General features: G+C 36.5%; 22 protein-coding genes. 16 read left to right on the forward strand and 6 right to left on the reverse strand.

All coding sequences use genetic code 11. The annotated features are described in order from the left end of the window. Positions 1 to 119 precede the first annotated feature (119 nt). From phnX to phnE, 5 genes are read left to right on the forward strand one after another with little or no spacing between them, the layout of a single operon-like run. Complete coding sequence (phnX, locus tag ACE199_RS10840; RefSeq protein ID WP_375349756.1) at positions 120 to 980, forward strand: phosphonoacetaldehyde hydrolase; 861 nt, start codon at positions 120 to 122, stop codon at positions 978 to 980. Next, complete coding sequence (locus ACE199_RS10845) at positions 956 to 2,113, forward strand: phosphonoacetaldehyde reductase (RefSeq protein WP_375349757.1); 1,158 nt, start codon at positions 956 to 958, stop codon at positions 2,111 to 2,113. The genes phnX and ACE199_RS10845 overlap by 25 nt, the downstream gene beginning before the upstream one ends. Continuing rightward, complete coding sequence (phnD, locus tag ACE199_RS10850; RefSeq protein ID WP_375349758.1) at positions 2,110 to 2,997, forward strand: phosphonate ABC transporter substrate-binding protein; 888 nt, start codon at positions 2,110 to 2,112, stop codon at positions 2,995 to 2,997. Before ACE199_RS10845 ends, phnD begins: the two co-directional genes overlap by 4 nt. Before the next feature lie 26 nt (positions 2,998 to 3,023). Further along, positions 3,024 to 3,806 carry a phosphonate ABC transporter ATP-binding protein gene (gene phnC, locus ACE199_RS10855; protein WP_375349759.1) on the forward strand — a complete coding sequence of 261 codons (783 nt, stop codon included), beginning with the start codon at positions 3,024 to 3,026 and terminating at the stop codon, positions 3,804 to 3,806. Beyond that, complete coding sequence (phnE, locus tag ACE199_RS10860) at positions 3,793 to 4,593, forward strand: phosphonate ABC transporter, permease protein PhnE (RefSeq protein ID WP_375349760.1); 801 nt, start codon at positions 3,793 to 3,795, stop codon at positions 4,591 to 4,593. Before phnC ends, phnE begins: the two co-directional genes overlap by 14 nt. Before the next feature lie 215 nt (positions 4,594 to 4,808). Here the strand turns inward: phnE and ACE199_RS10865 are convergent, their stop codons facing one another. Further along, positions 4,809 to 5,081, reverse strand: a complete 273-nt coding sequence (locus ACE199_RS10865) for an HU family DNA-binding protein (protein WP_127760671.1) — start codon at positions 5,079 to 5,081, stop codon at positions 4,809 to 4,811. 279 nt (positions 5,082 to 5,360) lie between these two features. Here ACE199_RS10865 and ACE199_RS10870 point away from each other — a divergent pair, with 279 nt between their 5' ends. The 4 genes from ACE199_RS10870 (at position 5,361) to ACE199_RS10885 (ending at position 7,532) form a co-directional block, all read left to right on the forward strand. Next, positions 5,361 to 5,870 carry a DUF6773 family protein gene (locus ACE199_RS10870; protein ID WP_375349761.1) on the forward strand — a complete coding sequence of 170 codons (510 nt, stop codon included), beginning with the start codon at positions 5,361 to 5,363 and terminating at the stop codon, positions 5,868 to 5,870. 10 nt (positions 5,871 to 5,880) lie between these two features. Continuing rightward, on the forward strand, positions 5,881 to 6,084 hold the full coding sequence (locus ACE199_RS10875) for a helix-turn-helix transcriptional regulator (RefSeq protein WP_127760669.1): 204 nt from the start codon (positions 5,881 to 5,883) through the stop codon (positions 6,082 to 6,084). Positions 6,085 to 6,301: 217 nt separating this feature from the next. Further along, positions 6,302 to 7,153: a metallophosphoesterase gene (locus ACE199_RS10880; RefSeq protein WP_375349762.1), complete on the forward strand. Its 852-nt coding sequence runs from the start codon at positions 6,302 to 6,304 to the stop codon at positions 7,151 to 7,153. Between the two features lie 52 nt (positions 7,154 to 7,205). Continuing rightward, the gene (locus ACE199_RS10885; protein WP_375349763.1) at positions 7,206 to 7,532 is read left to right on the forward strand and encodes a DMT family transporter; all 327 of its coding nucleotides are present in this window, start codon (positions 7,206 to 7,208) and stop codon (positions 7,530 to 7,532) included. An 80-nt stretch (positions 7,533 to 7,612) separates the two neighbouring features. On the opposite strand, the gene ACE199_RS10890 is transcribed toward ACE199_RS10885, so the two are convergent. From ACE199_RS10890 to pxpB, 3 genes are all read right to left on the reverse strand, one after another. After that, positions 7,613 to 9,400: a S9 family peptidase gene (locus ACE199_RS10890; RefSeq protein WP_375349765.1), complete on the reverse strand. Its 1,788-nt coding sequence runs from the start codon at positions 9,398 to 9,400 to the stop codon at positions 7,613 to 7,615. 231 nt (positions 9,401 to 9,631) lie between these two features. Then, positions 9,632 to 10,645 carry a 5-oxoprolinase subunit C family protein gene (locus ACE199_RS10895; RefSeq protein WP_375349766.1) on the reverse strand — a complete coding sequence of 338 codons (1,014 nt, stop codon included), beginning with the start codon at positions 10,643 to 10,645 and terminating at the stop codon, positions 9,632 to 9,634. A 29-nt stretch (positions 10,646 to 10,674) separates the two neighbouring features. After that, the gene (gene pxpB, locus ACE199_RS10900; protein ID WP_375349768.1) at positions 10,675 to 11,388 is read right to left on the reverse strand and encodes a 5-oxoprolinase subunit PxpB; all 714 of its coding nucleotides are present in this window, start codon (positions 11,386 to 11,388) and stop codon (positions 10,675 to 10,677) included. Between the two features lie 188 nt (positions 11,389 to 11,576). On the opposite strand from pxpB, the gene ACE199_RS10905 reads away from it, so the two are divergent. The 5 genes from ACE199_RS10905 (at position 11,577) to ACE199_RS10925 (ending at position 16,300) form a co-directional block, all read left to right on the forward strand. Beyond that, positions 11,577 to 12,290, forward strand: a complete 714-nt coding sequence (locus ACE199_RS10905) for a hypothetical protein (protein ID WP_375349769.1) — start codon at positions 11,577 to 11,579, stop codon at positions 12,288 to 12,290. 26 nt (positions 12,291 to 12,316) lie between these two features. After that, positions 12,317 to 13,183 (forward strand): carbon-nitrogen hydrolase family protein, encoded by an 867-nt coding sequence (locus ACE199_RS10910; RefSeq protein ID WP_375349771.1) that lies wholly within the window; start codon positions 12,317 to 12,319, stop codon positions 13,181 to 13,183. Between the two features lie 2 nt (positions 13,184 to 13,185). Then, positions 13,186 to 13,851, forward strand: a complete 666-nt coding sequence (locus ACE199_RS10915) for a GNAT family N-acetyltransferase (RefSeq protein WP_375349772.1) — start codon at positions 13,186 to 13,188, stop codon at positions 13,849 to 13,851. 363 nt (positions 13,852 to 14,214) lie between these two features. After that, positions 14,215 to 15,603 carry an amino acid permease gene (locus tag ACE199_RS10920; RefSeq protein ID WP_375349773.1) on the forward strand — a complete coding sequence of 463 codons (1,389 nt, stop codon included), beginning with the start codon at positions 14,215 to 14,217 and terminating at the stop codon, positions 15,601 to 15,603. A 439-nt stretch (positions 15,604 to 16,042) separates the two neighbouring features. Further along, positions 16,043 to 16,300, forward strand: a complete 258-nt coding sequence (locus ACE199_RS10925) for a DUF2533 family protein (protein WP_375349775.1) — start codon at positions 16,043 to 16,045, stop codon at positions 16,298 to 16,300. A gap of 95 nt (positions 16,301 to 16,395) precedes the next feature. Here ACE199_RS10925 and ACE199_RS10930 read toward each other — a convergent pair whose 3' ends face one another. Both ACE199_RS10930 and ACE199_RS10935 read right to left on the reverse strand, forming a co-directional pair. Continuing rightward, positions 16,396 to 16,587: a YbxH family protein gene (locus tag ACE199_RS10930; RefSeq protein WP_375349776.1), complete on the reverse strand. Its 192-nt coding sequence runs from the start codon at positions 16,585 to 16,587 to the stop codon at positions 16,396 to 16,398. A 104-nt stretch (positions 16,588 to 16,691) separates the two neighbouring features. After that, positions 16,692 to 17,072, reverse strand: a complete 381-nt coding sequence (locus tag ACE199_RS10935; RefSeq protein ID WP_375349778.1) for an SLAP domain-containing protein — start codon at positions 17,070 to 17,072, stop codon at positions 16,692 to 16,694. 450 nt (positions 17,073 to 17,522) lie between these two features. Between ACE199_RS10935 and ACE199_RS10940 the strand changes: the two genes are divergently transcribed. Both ACE199_RS10940 and ACE199_RS10945 read left to right on the forward strand, forming a co-directional pair. Beyond that, on the forward strand, positions 17,523 to 18,206 hold the full coding sequence (locus tag ACE199_RS10940; RefSeq protein WP_375349863.1) for an SLC13 family permease: 684 nt from the start codon (positions 17,523 to 17,525) through the stop codon (positions 18,204 to 18,206). Positions 18,207 to 18,712: 506 nt separating this feature from the next. Next, positions 18,713 to 19,498 carry a LysM peptidoglycan-binding and 3D domain-containing protein gene (locus ACE199_RS10945; RefSeq protein WP_375349779.1) on the forward strand — a complete coding sequence of 262 codons (786 nt, stop codon included), beginning with the start codon at positions 18,713 to 18,715 and terminating at the stop codon, positions 19,496 to 19,498. Positions 19,499 to 19,504 lie beyond the last annotated feature (6 nt).

Below are 19,504 nucleotides of genomic sequence, written 5' to 3' on the forward strand. Positions count from 1 at the left end.
TTTCTATGTAAAAAACGTTAATGTTATATGAATAAAGCGTAAATACCATTGTAAAACTGCGTAAAACGGATTAATCTTGCATTATGAAGCATGAAACAATAACAAAGCAGGTGAAGCTATTGAGTGAAAAAATTGAAGCAGTTATTTTTGATTGGGCAGGAACAACGGTAGATTATGGTTGTTTAGCTCCAATGAATGTATTTGTAGAAATCTTTAAAGAAAGGGAAATTGTCATCACTTCTGAAGAGGTTAGAGGGCCGATGGGGATGAATAAGTGGGATCATATTTATGAACTATGCCAATTACATAGCGTAAAAACGCAATGGAGAGCAAAATACGACAAATATCCAGGGGAAGAGGATATAGATGGGCTGTATTTGAGATTCGAACCTATTTTACTCTCTAATCTTAGATCATTTGCAAAACCAATCGAAGGAATAATTGATGTAGTAGATAAGCTACGTAAACAAGGGATTAAAATAGGATCGACGAGTGGCTATACGAAAGAAATGTTGGATATTGTAGCTGAGGAGGCAGCCGAACACGGGTATAAACCGGATATTAGGATTACGTCAGAGACAGTCGGAAAAGGGCGCCCATTTCCTTATATGTGTTATGAAAATGCGATTCAGTTAGACATTAATGGGATGCAAAAAATGATTAAAGTAGGCGATACAGTATCTGATATTCAAGAAGGCATACATGCAGGGATGTGGAGTGTTGGAGTCATTTTAGGAAGCAGTCTGCATGGGTTCAGTGAGAGAGAAATAAATTACATGAATCAGACTGATCTTTTCATGAGTATGGAAGCAGCTAGAACAAAATTCTATCAAGCTGGTGCTCATTTCGTCATTAATTCAATTAAGGAGTTACCTGAATCCATTGAAAGAATAAATGATTTATTGCAACAAGGGATCTATCCTCACGAATATACAAAAAGAAGGGAAATGGAACAATGGGAAACTTCCATAATCCAGTAAAGGTAGTAATAGATAGTATTGATGTAATTGAAAATATGTTGGGAAATCTTAGTACTCAAGTAAAAAATATTGTGCTTCTTACCCGAGGTGGAGATTTTTCAGATTCTCTACCTGCTTATACCTTAGTTAAGTGTCTTGAAAGATTTAACGTTAAACATATCGAAATAGAAATTTCTAATCCTGATATTGAAGATTTATTTCATTATTATTTAGAAACTAAAAACTTTGATTTCCAATGCATCATCGGTGTTGGAGGAGGGAGTATTTTAGATCTTTCGAAATCTTTGTCGGCATTAACTCATATGGAGATTGATTCTATTCCTACACTTCAATCAGTGATTGAGCAAAAAAGCTATGTAGAAAATGAAAACATCGTTCCATGGATTGGAGTACCGACTACATCAGGCACAGGTTCAGAAGTTACTTGCTGGGCTACTATTTGGGATAGAGCTAGAGGAGTGAAATTATCAATAGATTGTGAAAAGTTGTATGCACATACCGCTATTATCGATCCTGCTCTTACGATAACATTACCGAAAAAATTAACGGCTTCAACAGCACTTGATGCTTTATGTCATGCTACAGAGGCTTACTGGTCAAAGAGCTCTAATGAAATATCAAGAGTATATTCGTTAGAAGCAATAAAACGCATTGTAGGTAACTTGGAAAAAGTATTAAATCAACCTAATGATATTCAATTAAGAAATGAAATTGCTTTAGGAAGTTTATATGCTGGGTTAGCTTTTAGCAATACAAAGACGACGGCATGCCATTCAATCTCTTATCCTCTTACTTTGAATCTAGGAATAGATCACGGTGTAGCAGCAAGCTTAACCCTATCCAAAATAATGGAATTAAATCTTGAGAAAATTATTGAGAAAGATCAATTATTTGAAGCATTTGATGTAAATCATTGTAAGGAAGTTCAGCAGTTTATTGATCATATTTATGAATGTGCAGGTTTCTCCAGCAATCTTAAAGATTACAATGCTAATCCGGAAATTATTGAATCTATAGCTGAAAATGCCTTTACTAAAGGGCGGATGGATAATAATCCTATCGCGTTAACAAAGGAAGATGTTATAAGCGTTCTTATGTCGATATTTAATGATCAAGGAGAGAAGGTAAAATGATGAAAAAAATAGTAACTGCAATCTTAGCCGTAATCTGTTTATTAAGTGTTGCTGCTTGTAGTCAAACTAATGAAGCTAGCACAGAGAAGCAAGAAACTATCAAAATGGGAGTTATTCCAACAGACGACAACGCGGATGTTTCTGCAATGTATGAACCTGTAGCAGAGTATTTAGAAAAAGAAACAGGTATGAACGTTGAATTATTTTTAGCTAATGATTATACGGCAGTAATTGAAGCGATGAAAAACAATAAAATTGATATTGCGCGCTTAGGTGCTTTCTCTTATATTTTAGCAGCAGACCAAACGAAAGTAGAACCATTAGTAGCTGAAATCAGTAAAAAAACGGGAGATAAATTCTATACAAGCTTACTTATTACTCAAAGTGATTCTAGCATTAAATCTATTGAAGATTTAAAGGGAAAAACAGTCGCTTTTGTCGACCCTGCGTCTTCTTCTGGAAATTTAGTTCCAAGAAAATGGTTATTGGACAATGGAATTGATCCAGATAAAGATTTAAAAGAAGTTATTTATAGTGGCGGACACGATGCCTCTGTGCTTGCTGTAGAAAATAACAAAGTAGATGCAGCTTTTGTGGCTGTCAATATATATGAAGATATGAAACAAAAAGAGATGACAAAAAATACAGTCACTTTAGGTGAATCTGAAAAAATTCCAACTCAGCCTATTGTAGCACGCAGCTCTTTAGATGCAGGAACGATTGAAAAAATAAGAACAGCATTTATCGAGATGGATAAAAATGCTCCAGAAATTCTAGACTCCTTTAAGGAAGCTCAAGGATTTACAAGTGTAGAAGATCACGAGTATGATGGGCTACGTGAATTAGCTAAGTTATTGAACCTTGATTTAAGCAAGATGGAATAACAGATCAATTTTGGAGGAATACATGAATGATTAACATTCAAACCTTAAAAAAGAATTTTAACAATGAAACTGTACTGAAAGATATCAATCTAACTATTTCTAATGGTGAAATAATAGCTTTATTAGGTCCTAGTGGAGCTGGGAAATCTACTTTGTTAAGATGTTTAAATGGTTTTGAGCGACCAACGTCAGGAGTATTGACGATTAATGGGCAACCTATTCCAACACAACCAAAGTCATTACAGGCCTTCCGGAAAAATATTGGTTTTATCTTTCAAAATTTTAATCTAGTAAATCGAATGACGGTTCTTGATAATGCCCTTTGTGGCAGACTTGCGTATACTTCGACAGTAAAATCATTTTTCAAAATATTCAGTAAAGAAGATCGTGAATTAGCCGAATACTATCTAAATAAAGTTGGCATTTATGAATATCGGCATAAAAGAGTGGACCAATTAAGTGGCGGACAAAGACAGAGGGTAGCCATTGCAAGATCACTTATTCAACAACCAACTATTCTTCTCGCTGATGAACCTGTAGCAAGTTTAGACCCTAAAACAGCTCACTCGATTATGGACCTGCTGCAACGTTTAAAAGAGGAGGAAAACCTTACTCTTATTATGACCTTGCATCATGTAGAGCTGGCAAAAGAATATGCCCAGCGAATCATTGGCTTAAATCACGGTGTAATCAAAATTGATACTTTATCTCATCTGATTTCGGTAGAGCAGTTGTACAAATTATATGAGCAACATGAAAATAACAGCGAACAAGAAATGAAAGTAGGTGAATTAATTGCAGGCTATTGATAAAAAAAGAACGACTATCCAAAAAATACTTAAAAGCAATATTAAAGTTCTAGTTTATACTTTGCTATTTATGGCCGTTATTTATTGGAGCGCAATAGGTGTAAAGTTTAACGTAGTCGAACTAATGGAAGGACTTCCGAATATGTGGAACATAATTTCTTCCATGTTTCCGCCGAGTTTGGCCAATTTCGGACAATACTTTTCTTCAATGTTGATTACTATTCAAATGTCTATTACAGGAACTTTAATTGCGATTATTCTTTCGATACCGTTAGGAATAGGAGCGGCACAAAATATGAGTCCGCATTCATCCATTTATCGAGCTTGCAGATTTATTTTAAATGTTATTCGATCGATACCAGAATTAATTGTGGCACTTGTATTTGTGGCTGCCGTTGGATTAGGTCCTTTTGCAGGGGTAATGGCAATGGCAATACACTCGGCAGGAATGCTCGGGAAATTTTACGCAGAGGCTATTGAAAATATTGGTAAGGGCGAAATTGAAGCATTACAAGCAGCTGGTGCGAATAAGATTCAGATTTTACGATTTGCTGTATGGCCGCAGATTTTACCTGAGTTTATTGGAGTAAGTTTATATCGTTGGGAAATTAATGTACGTGCAGCAACCGTTTTAGGACTTGTAGGTGCTGGAGGGATTGGTTTTGATTTATTATCCACTCAGAGATTGTTTAAGTATGAAGAAACGGCAACGATTATTATCCTTATATTAGTTACAGTAGTCATTATGGACAAATTATGTGCGAGTATTCGGAGCCGAATTATTTAATACCATTTTAAGATATTTAATAAGGTGAAAGAAAAGATTGCTTCTAATCAGTGTAAATAAAGTTAATATATCCATAGTAATGAAAGGTGTTCAAAATTTGAGCATCTTTTTCTTTGAATAAGGGAGAATGCTTTGACGAAGAATTTAACTAAAGAAGAAAAGACTCTGGAGGTTGTCCCATCTCCAGAGTCTTTTACATTAAATGTATAGTAATTTTATTTAACGGCTTCTTTTAATTCCTTACCTGGTTTAAAAGCTGGAACTTTAGAAGCAGCAATGTCTATTTCTTCGCCTGTTTGTGGATTGCGACCTTTTCGAGCTGAACGTTCACGTACTTCAAATGTACCAAATCCAATTAATTGGATTTTTTCATCTTTAGCAAGTGTGTTAGAAATCGTTTCAAATAATGCATCAACTACTTTTGCAGCATCCTTCTGTGTCATTTCAGCTTGCGCGGATACAGCTTGTACTAATTCGGTTTTATTCATTTTGATACACCTCTTTTTTAGATACTATATGGAAACCAAAATATAACATAAATTTTCTTCGTTTGCCACTTTAAGGTGTTCGACTTTTTCTTTTTCTTTCTCTTCTCCAAATACTTTTATAAAACTTGTTGAATTTGTTGCTTTTAAATAAAGTTTAATCATTCTTTCATTCATGAGATTTGCAATATATATAATTAAAAATGTAATATATATATTGCAAAATGTTAAGTGAAGCATATAATAAGTGTAAGGGTTCAAAAAAACGGGAGGTTGATTAAAATGAATCTATTTAAACGAACGAAAAAAACGACGGATGAACGAATTGAAAATGTTAGAAATAAAATTTATAAAGAAATGTATCATGTTATTATGGCGATTTGCTTAGTCAGTTTTGTCGTGAAAATGTATAAGTATGGTGCAGGCATTGAAGAGGTAGTTCTAGAATTAGTGATTTTGATTGGAGGAGGAGTATACTTTTTAGCTCGTTCTATTTTCTTAGGGGTATTCTGGGATGAAGTCGAAATGCATGATCGTACCAGCAAAACATCTATGAGTATGAAGACTATTTTTAGTAGTGTTGGTTTAGCTTTTATTATAGCTGTAGTGATGGGCATAAATAGTGCTGTATCCTATGCAGATAGCAGCTCTCAAGGTTTATGGTATTTTACATTAGTATCATTTGTTTCAGTTATAATCTATTTGCCTATTTTACTGTTCTTGTTTGGTGGTATATACTTGCTAGCAAAGAAAGTTAGTATGAAATATCAAGATGATGATAAGAAGTTGTAGGTGAAGTCTTTTGAAAAATATGAAATTGAAGCTTGCAAGAGTAGAGAAGGACTTGTCGCAAGAAGAGTTAGCCAAGATTGTCGGTGTTTCTAGACAAACAATTGGATTGATTGAATCTGGAAAGTACAATCCCTCATTAAGTTTGTGCGTTAATATTTGCAAAGCATTATCTCGTACGTTAAATGATTTATTTTGGGAAGAAGAGGTAAAGTGAAAGGTTTACTACCTCATCAGTTCATGGAGCTAGAGCAAGCAGGAGCCAGGAATCGTTCTGCCGACTAGATGGGATAATGCCAGAAAATCAATTTGGATTTATATAGTTTCTGTCCAAAATAAAAGAAAGACATATGGAGATAACATTTATCCCATCTATTTCTTGTAAAAATAACAGCCTTTTTCCTGTATAATCTGTTAGGAAGGAGGCGTGATTATTGAAAATATTATTGATTTTTGTTTTAATGATTATTCTTTATTGTTTCATTAAAAAAGCATATAAAAACACGAAAGATATCGTGATAAATAAATTGAAAATCAATGCACAATTATCGAATCAACACCATCCAAAATTAAATATTCTGCAGCTTTCTGATTTGCATCTCGAAAATATATCAATTTCCCCTAATGAACTGTATGAGAAGTTAAAAGATGAACCCATTGATTTAATTGCACTCACTGGAGATTTTCTCGATCGTAAACGTACAATCCCCAAGCTTATTCCGTATTTAAAAACACTAAACCAATTACAGCCAAAGTATGGAATCTACGCTGTCTTAGGCAACCATGATTATGTACTACGTCCCAAAAATTTAAAGGTATTAATTCAAACACTTGAAAAATATAACTGTAAGGTTTTACAAAACGAAACGGACATCATTTCTGTCCAAGGCACACGAGTCAATATCATTGGCATTGATGACTTTAGTACAAAACGAAGCAACATTGAAGCCGCTTATGAAGGAATTACATTTGGAACAAACTTAGTATTAACTCATGATCCAAATATTGTTTTGAATATGAAGAACTATCATTTTGATTATTTGCTTGCCGGCCATTTTCACGGTGGACAAATTTGCTATCCAAAAGCGTATCACCTTGTAAAAATGGGGAAGTTGGCACGAATGAATATTATTAAAGGATTTCATATGCAGGATGGAAAGCCATTCTATATCAGTGAAGGACTTGGTCAAACAGGTGTTAATATCCGTGTAGGAAGCCGACCTGAAATGACTCTTCATGAACTAACATTGGAAATTGCTAATAGAGAAGCAGTAAAAGTAATATAAGGAAAAAAAGCTGTTATTTATTAACGGCTTTTTTCTTTTCGGAGGTTAATTAATGGGTTACTTATGGTTAGCGATTGCTATTATAGCTGAGGTATTTGGTAGTTCAATGTTGAAATTAACAGGAGGATTTAAAAAGTTAGTCCCAACAATAGGCGTTATTATTGGCTATGGATTAGCATTTTTTATGCTAAGTAAAGCATTAGCCTTTCTACCACTTAGCTTAGCTTATGCCATTTGGTCTGGAGTAGGAACAGCGTTAACAACAATTTTAGGGATTTTAATATTTGCCGAACCATTTAGTTTAGGAGTTGTTTTAGGGATTTCTTGTATCATTTTAGGAGTTGTATTTATGAATACATCAAAATCTGGAGTACACTAAAAAAAGGCTATTCCATTATTAACAATGGAATAGCAATACTGATGTTTTAAACCATCTTATATACTTCCGTATTAAGAAGATTAATTCTTTCCAATGTATGTTTCAAGAAAATCAGCCAACTTAGAATAGGCATATATTTTATTTTTAAGTTTTACTAACCTATGCCCCTCATCTTTTATACGAATATATGTAACAGGATGATCTCGTGTCTTAAGTTTATTCACAATCTGCTCTGATTCTTTAATCGGGACTCGCGGGTCATTAACTCCATGGATTACCATAAGGGGAGAGGTGATTTTATCCGCATGATTCAGAGGATCGATTTGATCGAAAAATTCTCCATCTTTTTCAACCGTTCCATATTCATCCTCTCTAAACTTCTTCCGCCAAGGACTTGTTGTTTCTAGGAACGTTCGTAGGCTTGATATTCCTACGATATCAACGGCAGCTGCCCACAAATTAGGATAATGACTAATTGCGGAAAGAACCATAAATCCACCATAGCTGCCCCCCATAACCGCTATCCTACCAACATCAGCATTCGTATTTTCCTTAAGCCATTTCACTAAAGAAATAAGGTCTTTCACAGCGTCCATACGTTTACGAACATCATCTAAATGGGTATACGTTTTTCCGTAACCTGTACTGCCGCGAACATTAGGAGTTACCACTGCATAACCAAGACTTGAAAAATATTGCAAAAGAGGGTTATAAACAGCACGACTTTGACTTTCCGGGCCACCATGAATATATATGACAACAGGGAATTTCTCAGCCGCGCATTTCGGCTTATAGTAAAAGGCGGGTATCTGAAGATTATCGAAAGAACGAAAGAATATTTGCTTAGGCTCAATTAATTTCCTCTCGAGAATAGGAATTCGGGAAACATAGGTAAGGCGTTTTGTCTTGAGGGTTTCAAGGTCAAGCTCCCATATATCAGATGGGTGTGCAGGTCCATTCAATATATAGATGAGCCTTTGATTTTTTGGTGAAAATTTGAGGTTTGTGATTACGCCCATTGGCGTTTCCCATGTATAAAGAGTACTTATATTTAAGTCTAGTAAATACCCTTTGGATATTCCCCCTTCATTGATAGTAAACGCTAATTGGTTTTTCTTCTCATTCATGGCTAGGCCTTCAAAATCGCATTTTCCCTGCTCCAGCCAAGTGAATTGTTTAGTAGGTAAATGTATACATGCCAGCCCAAAGAATTCACGGTCTTTATTTGTTAATAAATAAATATGATCTCCATTCTTATTAAAATGGACATTCTTAAAACTCGCTTCTCCCGAATGTTCTGTTATCCAGTCTATGCATCCAGTTAAAAGAGAAAATACACCTAAATCATTATCAAGAGGAGAGTTAGTTTTTCTAATCAATAATGAATTCCCGTCAGGAAACCATTGCACCACGGAAAACTTCCCATCTTTGGCAAAAACGAGGCGAATTTCAAGGGTCTCAAGATTCTGAATATAAATATCAAAAAATGCTTGATTTCGTCGATTGCTAGACCATGCAATCCATTTTCCATCTGGAGAGCTTCCACCATATAAATGAACATGTTCTGGGGAGTTTGTTAGGGCAATCAACTCTCCATCCATCTTTAATAAGTACAATTGTTCTCTTTCATCACCCGAAACATCCATCCCGATAATCAGATCTGATTTACCAGTAACATATTTTAAGAAGGTGATTCCTTCCTTTGTGAAAGAAGATTGAGCAATCCATCCATTTTCTTGATTATACTCCCATATCTGTGGTAATCCCGTATAATCAGAAATAAAGCTTATCTTTTCTTCGTTCGGTTCGTATTCCAGATTTTTCACGGTACGAACATGTACATAAGGGTCTAGACCTATTTCATCCATTGTATGATCACCCTTTATCTAGTTTCAAAAAATAGTCTACCAAAATAGTATTTTTTGAGTGTTGCTTCTTTGGAGTAATCTTTACTAAACAAAACAATACATATCAATTCATTATATTTAGACAGAATGAGTATCATGCTTTATTAATGTGTAAGAAGGTGGCGGTTAATCACTATTTGAAAAAGCTCTATTTCTCATTTGCAAAGCTTTGAGTGCCCCACCTTAAATCAATCATGTATTTCCTGCTCTTTTAAGTGCTAATTTAATTCCTTGTTTAAGGACACCTATCATCGCTTCTCGTTCAAGTAAGAGTCGTTGTGCTTGTTGAACGGAGATTTCTTGAAAGGATAAGACATCACCTGGTTTTAATTGAGCGATGAGCGGTAGGTCGACTGATGCGACTTCACCGATTCGTGGATAGCCGCCTGTTGTTGGATGATCAGCCATTAAAAGAATTGGGCGGCCATTAGTAGGAACTTGAATCGAACCGAATATAACGGGTTCAGACAAATATTCTTTTGGCTCTGCTAATGATAGAGGAGTTCCTTTTAAACGATAGCCTATACGATCTGAGTTCATGGAAATGGTAAAAGGTTTTGTGAAAAAGTGTTCTTGGCTATCTCGTGTAAACTGTGAAAAATGTTTTCCTTTCATAACAAAAACGGTATGTTTCTTATTGAAATGCGGGATACATTCATAAGAAATATGCCATTTTACTGGAAGGTGGTTTTTCGTTGTCATGCAAGTAAATCGTTCGATAAGTTTGGTTATGTAAGGAGAGGGAGAATAACTTGATAATTGGTCGCCGCTTTGAACGGCGCGTCCTTGTACACCTCCTATCCGTGCTTTTAAAAAAGTAGAGCGACTGCCCATTACGTTTGCAACACGAATCCCTCCTGCAATGGCTAAATAGGCGCGACAGCCATTTTTACAAAAACCAAATGAAAGCTTGCTGCCTTTGCGAACAAAAATCGGTCGCCATAACGGCAATGGTTCATTATCGATGGTTGGAGACAAATCCGCTCCGCAAATAGAGATGAATGTATCGTTTTCGAAAAGGATGGCAGGTCCAATAAGGGTCATTTCTAGTGTTGCTTGCTGTTCATCGTTTCCAACTAAGAGATTGGCGGTTCGGTGGGCAAATGTATCCATCGCTCCAGAAACGCTGACCCCGTATTGCTGATAGCCGTGACGTCCTAAATCTTGTATTGTCGTTAACATGCCAGACCTGATAATGGTAAACATCGTGTTATACAGCTCCTTATCCTTATTATCTACCCCTCTTTGTTTCGTAAAGTGGTGTATTCTGCTTCTGAAATTGGTACAAAACGTATTTGATCGCCGCTTTTCAGTAAAGACGGTGGTTCGGCATTTTTAAGAAATAGTGCAAGCGGTGTCTGACCGATTATCTGCCAGTCCCCAGGTGAATCGAGTGGATATACGCCTGTTTGCTCACCGCCGATTCCGACAGAGCCTGCTGGAACAAATAGACGCGGGCTCGTACGTTGCAGGATATGAAGTTTTTGATTTAATTCACCTAAATAAGGGAAACCAGGAGCGAAGCCAATCATATAGACGGTGTATGTACGCTCAGAATGAAGTTGGATGACTTCTTTTGGCGTCAGCTTTGTGTACTGCGCCACATCAAGTAAATCCGGTCCTAGCTGTCCCCCATAACAAACAGGGATATCGATGTGTTTCACTTTCTTCGTTGTGTGAGGAGGAGTTTGTTTGAAAAGGATGTTTATTTCCTCACAAACGATTTCATAAGGAGAACGCTTTGCTCCGTATTGTTTTTGTACAATTAGAGGGTTATATACGATGGTGAGCGTTGTCATGGCTGGGATATACTCAATCAGCCAATCAGGTTTGAGGTGCTCTAATGTTTGCGTGAGTTGACGTAGTTTTTGCCATTGTGCAATGTTTAGCTCAGATTCTAATTCAATTGTGACTGCTTGATCGCCAAGCGGATAAATGGAATAGGTCATTCTTTTCACCTCCAAATCGTATAGAATGGTTATATAAGAACCTATTCAAGTTCAGCTAGTTGTAATACTGATAGTGAGGGGAAGTTTGAGTACATTGGTTTCTGAATAAACACACAGTTCAATGAATTTGCAACGAGGTAAACTTTTGCTAGAATAAGGACAGCTAAATATTTTAGGAGTGTTGTCTGGTGAATGACAGGTTATCGAATGGTATATGCTATATACCGCCCAAGGGTGATTTTATTACTTTTGAGAACGAGGAAGCTTATATTGCAAAAGGTACTGAGTGGAAATTGTTCACAGAACGTTCAGTTAAGAAAGAGCTTGTATATAAATCAAACGGTTATCAAGCAAAGGTTAAGCTAGTTGGGTATGAAGAGTATGGCGGCAGTACACAAACTATCGTAGTGGAGTTTGAAGATGGCAGCCTTGGCTGTATTCATCCTGCTTATTTAAAGGAAATGCAAAGCGCTAGTTTTGGAAAAGACTCATTAATAGAAGAGGCGACAACGGCAACAGATTCCCATGCAGAACAAGTAGAGGTAAAGTCTGACAAGAAGCCTAAATCTAAGGCTAAAAAAGAGCCGGCACAACCGAAACTTGTGTTGCCTGAAGATAAGGTTCATTTCACCGCAACGGTTAAAGAATTCACAGCGAAAATGAATCATTTTACCGGAGAAGAAGATGAGGTCATTCTTCTTGAACATGTCAAAATAGAAGGCGAACAAGAGCTAGAAATTGGAGACGCTTGGTGCAGCTATAGCAAAACGTTAAAAAAACTGGAATTAGCAGAAGGGGACAGCCTTGAATTCGATGGTAAAATTGTTGATAAAAAGTTTGACAAAGCGATTCGTTATAAAATAAATAATCCATCAAAGCTGAAGAAAACAACAACATCCTAATTGGGAGTTTAAGGGGGAATAGGGCAATGAAACTTCGTGTTTCTGCAGTACAGTATCATTTACATACGATTAGCTCATTTGAGGAATTTGCTAAGCAATGTGAACATTATGTAAAGACAGCTCAAGAGTTTGAAGCAGAATTTGTTTTATTTCCTGAGTTTTTTACGACTCAACTATTATCAATTGGTGATGAACAAGGGCAAAGCTTAACGATTCAAGATTTACCAAGTTTCACGGAGAAATATCACGCACTGTTTAGTAAGCTTGCGCAAGAAACAGGGATGCATATTATTGGAGGCACTCACGTTATTGAACGAGAAGGGTGTTTGTATAATGTAGCTCATTTATTTTATCCAGATGGTCGGATTGCGGGGCAAGCGAAGCTTCATAGTACGCCGACTGAAGTGCATGAATGGAATATGCATAAAGGTGATAAGTTGAATGTGTTTGATACGGATAAAGGACGGATTGCGATTTTAACATGCTATGATATCGAATTCCCGGAAATTGTAAGAATGGCGAAAGCGAAAGGGGCCGATGTTATCTTCTGCCCGTCTTGTACAGATGATCGTCATGGCTTTCATCGCGTTCGTTATACAGCGCATGCTCGTACAATTGAAAATCAAGTGTATGTTGTCACGACTGGGACAGTCGGTTCGCTTCCTACGGTTGACTTTATGCGTGCCAATATCGGTCAGGCAGCGGTCATTACACCTAATGATATTCCATTCCCGCCAAAAGGCATTTTATGTGAAGGTGAGCTGAACCATGATATGATTATTACGGCTGACCTTGATTTAGACTTACTATATCAAGTTCGCGAGAAAGGTTCCGTGACAACATGGCGAGATCGCCGCACGGATTTATATCCTGATTGGGAGACATCCGATTAATAATGGCATACTATAGCGGTTTTTTTGTGTTCGATCAACAGAAGCCACGGCGTGCCGTTTTACGGAATTATACAGAAGCGGATTTTGATGAATTAATCAAAGTTCAATCGGAGTGCTTTCCGCCTCCTTTTCCAGAGGAACTATGGTGGAATCGTGAGCAGTTAAACAATCATGTTACACTTTTTCCAGAAGGAGCTATCTGTGTGGAAGTAAACGGACAATTAGCTGGTTCACTTACGACTCTTTGCGTGGATTTTGATCCAGCTCATCCTACACATTCCTGGTCTGAGATAACGGATGATGGTTATATTCGTAATCATCAAGGAAACGGAAATACACTGTATGTTGTCGATATTAGTATTCGACCAAAGTATCGAAAGTTTGGACTTGGAAAATGGATGATGCTGGCGATGTATCAGCTCGTTATTGAGAAGAAGCTTGATCGCTTATTAGGTGGTGGCCGAATACCTGGCTTTAAGCGGGTTTCTGGCAGGATGACAGCGAAAGAATATGTAGAAAAAGTTTTGTCTGGTGAGCTAAATGATCCAGTCATTAGCTTTTTATTAAAATGTGGCCGAACGCCCATCGCTGTTGTTGAAAACTATTTGGAAGATGATGAATCACAAAATTATGGCGTGTTGATGGAATGGAAAAATCCGTTTAAATAGTGACGGCTAGCGTAAATAAGGATAGCTGTTATGTTTTTCATTGGTAATTAAGTATTTTTATATAAAGCTAGGTCCGTATTAATGGATCTAGCTTTTAACTTTTTACCAATTTTCATGATGATAACTACTTTTTATATGTTTTGTAAAAATACTTTTAAAGATAATGATATATTTATTCAGAGTATTCTTAGTATATTAATAGAATGTGTTTTTTTGAAAAATACATTTGTGTTTTTATGGGTTGTTTATTATTATAAAATAGGAAAACGGTTGCGCGTATTAATCTTGCTAATAAATCGAGAATCAATTAAGAAGCTAGTATAGAGAAGTATAGCCGTTAATTTGTATTCGAAGGAGTCAATCATGTCAAACAAAGAATTAAAGAGAGGATTAGAGGCACGTCATATTCAGATGATTGCTTTGGGCGGTACCATTGGTGTGGGCTTATTTATGGGCTCAGCTAGTACAATTAAATGGACCGGACCATCTGTCATGCTAGCTTATGCTGTCGCTGGTCTTTTTATATTTTTCATTATGCGCTCAATGGGGGAAATGCTTTATTTAGAGCCTACTACGGGTTCATTTGCAACCTTTGCGAGCGATTATATTCATCCTTTAGCAGGGTATATGACTGCGTGGAGTAATTGGTTCCAATGGGTAATTGTCGGAATGTCTGAGATTATTGCTGTTGGGATGTATATGAAGTATTGGTTCCCTGACTTACCTGCATGGATACCAGGCGTGATTGCCATGGGTATTCTAGGAGCTGCAAACCTCATTTCTGTAAAATCCTTCGGAGAATTTGAATTTTGGTTTGCACTTATTAAAATTGTAACAATTGTACTTCTGATTGTTGCTGGCTTGGGCTTAATCTTCTTCGGATTAGGAAATGATGGCCAGGCGATTGGATTATCAAATCTTTGGGAAAATGGCGGTTTCTTTACAGGAGGATGGACAGGCTTCTTTTTTGCACTTTCTCTTGTTATAGCAGCCTATCAAGGGGTTGAACTGATTGGAATCACTGCGGGTGAAGCGAAAAATCCACAGAAGACCATAACAAAAGCAATTCAAACCATTATATGGCGTATTTTAGTCTTTTATATTGGTGCCATTTTTGTTATTGTAACAGTCTATCCTTGGGATCAATTGGATGAACTCGGCAGTCCCTTTGTTTCAACGTTTGCTAAAGTCGGAATTACTGCAGCTGCAGGTATCATTAACTTTGTCGTCATCACAGCAGCAATGTCGGGATGCAACAGTGGGATTTTCAGTGCAGGGCGCATGCTTTACACGCTAGCCATGAACGGTCAAGCTCCTAAAATCTTTGCGAAAGTATCTAAGAATGGCATCCCAGCCTATTGTACGATTGCTGTCCTTATAGGTTTAGCTATTGGTGTTGTCTTGAATTATCTTGCTCCGCCAGAAATCTTTGTCTATGTTTATAGTGCCAGCGTTCTGCCTGGAATGATTCCATGGTTTGTGATACTGATTAGTCAGCTTAGATTCAGAAAGGTAAAAGCCGCTGAGATGGGCAACCATCCGTTTAAAATGCCTTTTGCCCCGTATAGTAACTATGTGACAATTGCATTTTTACTAATTGTGCTAGTTGGGATGTGGTTTAACCCTAGCACTCGTCTATCTCTTGTTGTTGGAATCGTTTTTCTAGCTCTTGTCGTAGTAAGCTACTACGTGTTAAAAATGGACAAGCGAGTACCGTTAGAAGTTAAACCGGATGATAATATTTCTAAATAATAATAACAAGCTGACGTCATTTCGATAAAGGAGTTCGTAATACAAGTGATTCTGTTGTAAGGGATTAAAGTCCTGTCATCTGATTCAAGGAAACATAATATTTGCGATCATCATTTAAATTTAAGCAAGGTTGCAAACGTAATGTTTGTTAAAATAGAAGTAAATAGGAAGGAGAGCTCAGTCTTTAAAGACTGAGCTCTCCTTGTGTTATGAAATAGCTGTTTCAAGGTAAAGATAATGGATAGTATATACACATAAAATCATCTTATATTTCTAGGATTCTTTCTATCAAAACTACCAATCTTTTAGGAGTGACAGGAACGTGGGATTAATTCCCGTTAAAAATGATTGAAAATTAGGAATTCGCATTCTTTAGTTTTTTATATAAACTTGTTAATATAGAAGTTAACTATTATACCAATCATAGGAGTGAACAATCATGAGTGTACACAAGGCTATCACGTTACATGCCCAAAAACAAAATCAAGATTTCACTAAATTTACTCGTTTAGACCAACAACGGGAAGAGTATATTCAAGAGGCTATAGAGTTATGTAAAGCAGGAAAGGACTTTACAATAGACAAAATTAATGAAGTCACTTTGCAAATTAATGTTCTTGCAAATGAAAGATTTATCCCTACTCGTAAACTCGTTACGCCCGAAATGGTTCGTGTTTATGTCGAGTCATTGAACTAACCAATCCCATGGCTAAAAAGCCATGGGATTCTTTCTCGCAACCATCTTACTTACCATCCTTCGTAGGAAGAGACAGGGGGGAGGACATATAGAATTTAGATTCCATGCTGTTCGCAATATTCATTAATTAGCTGTTCAATTTGATTAAGTTCTGGATATTTCCCGGAAAAGGAAAATTTTACCTCTTCAACAAACTGCCCTTTATTATAGACGTGAATTGCCCCATTTTGCTCGACTACACTATACTCGGGTTCAAATCTATACCCATTTCGTTCTATAGCACCCATCTGTAAAAAGCATCTCCTTAAAACTCAATGTATTCACTGTTATTATTATTTCACGTTCTAGCTTGTAATAATCTCGAAGTGTTATTTTTCTTTTATTGATTTAATTAATCAACAGATTCTAAGTGGCCTTTTTCTAATGTTGTTGGCTTCTTTAAACTTTCAACAGGAAAAATAAATGTCCATGGCATGCTAGTTTCTTGCTGAATGACTAGTGCTGGAAGGCTAAAGATATGCTCTGCGATGATTTCTTTATTTTCAATATAACGTAGTTTTTTATTATGGAATAAAAGTACCTGTTGGCTAAAATTATGGACAAGTACGGTAATTAATAGTTCTCCTTTATGATTAGTGGCTTGCCATAAAGGGGTTAGTTGCATATTAGCAGGATTGGATAAGCTCGTTTCGGAATGAATTTCCTCAATTCTTTTACGATCTTTAAGGGATAAGGTTTTATCCCATGATGGTTCAAACTGAAGCTTTTGCATGTACGGACACCTCTTCTTTTAAACTAACCTTATTTTAACATAGGGGTTGCTTCAAAAAGGCAGCCATAGTTTTAACTTATTACATCAATAATCACCAGGCTAGTCATGTTAGAGTGCTTAGCTCAGTCTTTATAATGAGGCTTAGTTTTCAGATAGTCCAGCCTCCAAAAACGCGAAGGAGGCTGGCGGTTATCTATAAAGAAAGAAAAGATTTGGTTTAATGAATGAAAGATTGTTGGAAATTTCCTATAACAAAAGGGTTTCATGGTTATTAGCGTCGATTGTCGACTCATATTTACATGTTAGATTTTATCCTCAAATGATCCTTTAACTCGTGGAAATACAGCTTCATTATGGGCATTTAATAAGGCTTTTGCTTTTTCGATTTCATTTGAAGATAGATATTCTACGAAAGCTTTATGTTCATTTATTAAGAAAGATTCTGCTCAAATATATACAGCTGCTACAGTAGAAGGTGTTCATTTAAATGAAAATGATCTTCCTGAGGAAAGTCCTAAAAAATCAGAAGATAAATTGACTTGGTATAAGGGATTTACACTTCTTGGAATAGCCCTTTTAGTTATTTTAGCTCTTGGATACAATGTAAACATGGGGTTTGCAGCGTTCGGGGTAGGACTTGCTTTATCATTAATGGCTCCGAAAAGACAAGAAGGTGTCCTACAGAGTATGCCTTGGCCAATTATTCTTATGGTAACAGGGATTGTCACTTATGTAGGAGTACTAGAACAAATAGGTGCCATTGATTATATGACAAAGTTAATAGCTAGTATGAATAATTCTATAATGGCAGCTCTTGCGGCATCCTATATTGGAGGAGTTATCTCATCTTTTGCTTCCACAACAGGTTTCTTAGCAGCTATTATTCCACTTGCTATTCCAATTTTACAGGATCCTGCGGTTTCATCAATCGGAGTTGTTTCATCTATCTCAATTGCATCGAGTATTGTCGACATAAGTCCTTTCTCTACCAATGGAGCAATGATGCTTGCAAATGCACAAGGGACAAAGCAAAATGAGTTTTTTAGAAAACTTTTAATTGTATCTGCTTGTTTTGTGGCTTTCGGACCAGGGCTTGCCTGGCTCATATTCGTAGTAATTGGAACACCGTGGTAGTACAAAACTGTAAAACGAATAATGGACATATACAAAAAAGTCCATTATTCGTTTTTTTATTTTTACATATATTATGATAGAAAATCTGATGTAATAAATAAAAGATAAGGACACTTAATCATTAATATGGGCTGTATGTATGGATTGTATTGCTGAACTCTATGTTGCCAGAACAGCTAGTGTATTTTTAAATTTGTAAATTAAGTTTAATTATGTAGTGCCTATGTAAAATTATTTAAATACATCATATTCAGTTTCTGGAAGATAGCCTGTTTGAATAGACGGTCCAGTACAGTTGGGGCACCTAATAACTGAACTCCGCCATGGGTGTCGTGATTTAGATACGACGGACAAATATAGTAATTATTCTAGTATTATTTTAAAAATTGATATCTTCCCGTTATACTTCTGTGATATCTGTCATCTATTCTTTATCTGCCTGTTCTTTGTATAGAAAATAACTGTGATATGATTGCAAATATTAGCTTACAGGGAGGTAACAACATATGAAAAAATCAATCTTATCGCTAGTGGCAGCGGCTGCAATATCTAGTGCATTTACTAGTCCGGTACAAGCAGAAGATGTCGAACTGAAAGATGGAGACACATTATGGGGGCTATCTCAAACATATAAAGCTTCAATAGAAGAAATTAAGTCTTGGAACCAGTTGTCGTCAGATACAATTTATGCGGGAGAAACACTACAGGTTTTTCAAGAAGTGGATTACATGGTCGAGTCGGGGGACACGCTATCGGAAATCGCGCATAAAAATGATGTATCAGTAAACGACCTTAAGTCTTGGAACGGTTTAAATTCAGATACAATTCATCCGGAACAGAACCTAGTTATGAAACCAGGGGTAAATAAAGTTGAGACAGAGAACGCAGAATCTGAAACGAAATCAGAGCAAGCTGCACCAACTAACACAGCTGTACCAGCTAATACAGCTGAACAAGAAAAAACAGTATCAAAAAGTGAAACTACGAATCAATCAGATATAGAAAAAGAGATTACCGTAAGAGCAACGGCATATACTGCTGATTGTCAGGGGTGTATCGGGACTACAGCTACAGGTGTCGACTTAAAATCGAATCCGGATGCAAAAGTAATAGCAGTTGACCCATCTGTCATCCCGCTTGGATCAAAAGTGTATGTGGAGGGCTATGGCTACGCAACAGCCGAGGATACAGGTAGTGCTATAAAAGGAAATAGAGTAGATGTCTTTATTCCTAATGAGCAGGATGCTTTAAATTGGGGCGTTAAAAAGGTGAAAGTGCAAGTGTTGGATTAACTCATT

This window comes from Peribacillus sp. Hz7, assembly GCF_042136355.1.
Lineage (GTDB): Bacteria > Bacillota > Bacilli > Bacillales > DSM-1321 > Peribacillus > Peribacillus asahii_A.